The sequence below is a fragment of the Streptomyces sp. NPDC058239 genome (genome assembly GCF_042882185.1).
Lineage (GTDB): Bacteria > Actinomycetota > Actinomycetes > Streptomycetales > Streptomycetaceae > Streptomyces.
The window spans coordinates 1-3,159 of sequence record NZ_JBHVWS010000133.1 but is presented as its reverse complement, the minus strand read 5'-3'; the positions used below and the strand labels follow the sequence as shown (position 1 = coordinate 3,159).

Genomic DNA, 3,159 nt, shown 5'->3' with positions numbered 1-3,159 from the left:
ACATCGCAGCCGAACAAAACGCACTCACCACCCCCGCACACACCACCTACTGGCTGGACCTCCTCACCGACCGCCCCGACACCCGCCTCCCCCGCCACAGCGGCAACGGCGGCTCCCTGCTCATCGGTGAACGCCTCGACGACGAGGTGCATGAGCATGACGGCACCGGTGGGTACGGGGCGCTGGTCACCGTGGTGCCGCCGGAGCTCCTGTCGGCGCTGGAGGACAGCGCCGCCCGGATCGGTGTGCCGTTCAAGGCCGTCGTCCTGGCCGCTCACGTGCGGGTTCTGAGCCTGGTCACGGGCAGCGCGGATGTTGTCACCGGGCTGTCGTCCAACGGACGGCTGGAGGAGACCGACGGCACCGAGGTACGGGGGCTCTTCCTCAATTCGCTGCCTTTCCGGCTGCGGCTGCCCGACGGCAGCTGGGCGGATCTGGCGCGCGCCGTGTTCGACGCCGAGCGCGAGATGCTGCCGCACCGCAGGTACCCCATGCCGGCGCTGCAACGTGCGCTGGGCGGCGACCCCCTGTTCGAGACCGGCTTCGTCTACAACCACTTCCGCCACGTGGACGAGCTGGCCGAGGGGGGCCGGGCCTCGGTCTCCGGGCCGCACGACGAGACGGCCGCCGGTGTCGCCCGGACCAGCTTCCCGCTGCATGTGGCCATGAGCCGCGAACCGGGCCTGGCCGGTATGCGGATGGAGCTGGAGTACGACGCCAGGGAGTTCCCCGCCGAGCAGATGCGTCTGATCCGCGACTACCACCTGCGGGCTCTGCGGGCGATCGCCGAGAATCCGGACGCCGCCCACCGAGCGGCCGTCCTGCTCGGCGAGGCCGAGCGGGCTCTGCTGGAGCGCTGGATGGACAACGCCGCCGCTGTCCCGTCCTCGACCGTCCACGAGCTGGTCGAAGCGCGGGCGGCGGCACAACCCCACCGCATCGCCGTGGTCGCCGGAGAGCGGTCCCTGACGTACGGCGAGCTCGATGCGCGTGCCGACCGGCTGGCCCATCATCTGCGCCGGCTGGGTGTCGGCCCCGAGGTCTTCGTCGGGGTCGGCCTGGACCGTTCGCCCGAACTGGTCGTCGGGCTGCTGGCCGTGCTCAAGGCCGGTGGGGCCTACGTACCGCTGGACGTCTCCTTCCCCGCGGCCCGGCTCGCGCACATGCTCCGGGAGGCGGACGTGCGGGTGGTCCTGGCCGGGGCGAGTACTGCGGAGCTGCTTCCGCGGGGGCCGTGGGAGACGGTCGACGTGGACACCGTCGTTCTGCCCGATCAGGCGCGGTGCGGCCGGGTCCCGGAGTCCGGCGCCGGGCCGGACAACGCCTGCTACGCCATCTTCACCTCCGGTTCCACAGGGCGGCCGAAGGGCGTGGTGACCCGGCATCGCAACGTGACCGAACTGCTGCACGGCGGCCCCGCGATGGAGCTGCGGGAGGACGACACCGTTCTCCAGATCGCGACGGTCGCCTTCGATGTCTCCACCTTCGAGATATGGGCGCCGCTGGCGGCGGGGGCCCGGCTCGTGCTTGCTCCGCCGGGACGGTACGCCCCGGCGGATGTGGCGGGCTGGGTGACCGATCACGGCGTGACGGTCCTCCACGCCACCGCCTCACTGTTCACGCTGCTCGTGGACGAGCAGCCGCAGACGTTCGACGGACTGCGTCGACTGCTCACCGGCAGTGAGACGGTTTCCGTGCCGCACGCCGGCCGGATCCTCGCCCGTTGCCCGGAACTTGAGCTGGTCAACTGCTGGGGGCCGACGGAGACCACCACGTTCTCCGTGTGCGGCATCTTCACGGCGGACTCGCTCCCGGCCGGCCCGCTGCCGCTCGGCACACCGCTGGCCAACACCGAGGTCCGGGTGCTGGACGAGGCCGGCCATCCCGTGCCCGTCGGCAGTCCGGGTGAGCTGTACGTGGCCGGGCCGTGCCTCGCACGCGGCTATCTCGGCAGACTCGCGCTGACCGCCGAGCGCTTCCTGCCGCATCCCTCGGTGCCGGGCGCTCGGCTGTACCGCACGGGTGACCGGGGGCGCTGGTCGGCCGAGGGCCAGGTGGAGTTCCTCGGCCGGGTCGACCACATGGTCAAGATTCGCGGCTACCGGGTGGAGCCCGGCGAGGTGAGCGCGGCGATCGGCGCTCATCCGCGCGTTCGCCAGTGTGTCGTGACAGCGCCGCGGGACGCGTCTGGCCGGGCCGATCTGGTGGCGTACGTGGTGTGCGACGCCCCGGCGCCCCTTGTGTCCGAACTGCGGTCGGTGCTGCGGGAGAGGCTCCCGGAGTACATGCTGCCGAGGGCGTTCGTGTTCCTCGACGCGTTCCCGCTGACGGCCCAGGGCAAGGTGGACCGCGACAGGCTCCCCGCACCGTCCGGGGACCGCCCGGAGCTGTCGGCTCAGTACATGGAGCCGCTGCCCGGGGTGGAGCAACGGCTGGCGGTGATCTGGCGTCAGGTCCTCGGGTTGGACAGGATCGGCAGGCACGACAACTTCTTCGATCTGGGCGGCGACTCGATCCGCAGCATTCAGGTGATCGGACGGGCCCGGGAGGAGGGTCTGCTGCTCACGCTGCCCGTGCTGTTCCGGTCCCCGACGCTCGCCGCGCTGGGCACCGAGGCGACTTCGGTGACGGACGACCTGCTCCCCGCACCGACGGCGGAGCCGTTCGCCCTGTTGTCGGCGAAGGACCGGCAGGCACTGCCGGAGGGGCTGGTGGACGCCTATCCGATGGCGGCCCTCCAGGTCGGCATGGTCTACGAGATGGAGATCGACCCGGACCGCAACCCATACCACAACGTCAGTACGGTGCGGCTCGGCGAGCGGTTCGGGGAGGGCGCCTTCCGGCGGGCCGTCGAGCTGACGGTGGGCCGCCACGATGTCCTGCGTACCTCGTTCGACCTGAGCGGATACAGCGAGCCGGTGCAGCTCGTGCACGAGCGGGCCGAGCCGCCGCTGTCCGTCGTCGATCTGCGGGGCCAGGACGACGGTGCGCAACGGGCGGCGGTGGCGGAGTGCGTCCGTAGCGAACAGGACGAGGGCTTCTCGGTGTCGGTGGCGCCGTTGTTCCGGATGACGGTCCATGTGCTGTCCGACGACGCCTTCCAGTGGACCGTCACCGACCACCACGCCATCCTCGACGGCTGGAGCCTCGCCTCCACCC

General features: G+C 71.4%; 1 protein-coding gene. It reads left to right on the top strand.

Going from position 1 to position 3,159, the window contains the following annotated elements; all coding sequences use genetic code 11:
- Positions 1 to 3,159: amino acid adenylation domain-containing protein (locus tag ACFVYE_RS47170; protein ID WP_389609748.1), on the top strand; the 3,159-nt coding region annotated here is incomplete at both ends.